Origin of the sequence: Achromobacter sp. SIMBA_011, assembly GCF_046535435.1 — a bacterium.
GTDB classification, from domain to species: Bacteria; Pseudomonadota; Gammaproteobacteria; order Burkholderiales; family Burkholderiaceae_B; genus Achromobacter; species Achromobacter dolens.
This window is the reverse complement of the sequence record NZ_JAWRWN010001284.1, coordinates 1-233: the sequence shown is the minus strand read 5'-3', so window position 1 is coordinate 233 and position 233 is coordinate 1. Positions and strand designations below refer to the sequence as shown.

Sequence of the window (233 nt, the reverse complement as noted above, 5' to 3'; positions counted from 1 at the left end):
ATACATTTTTAGAACCATCATCAACTTCAATCCCATTTGAGTTAGACGATCCCTTATCATGTGCTTCACCTGATGGATTGATACAGTGACAGTTATTAATGAAAATGTATTCGCTGTAGTGTGTTGTGATTCCATCGTCACCATAGTTTGAAGCTCTGCAATTATCTATCCAGACGTATTTACATCCCTGTGCTGTGTAATCAGGTTCTTTGGCTGCGTCATGATTATAAGAC

General features: G+C 38.2%; 1 protein-coding gene. It reads right to left on the bottom strand.

The features are described 5' to 3' along the window. Window positions 1-233: hypothetical protein (locus SB816_RS35200; RefSeq protein WP_410548651.1), on the bottom strand; the 233-nt coding region annotated here is incomplete at both ends.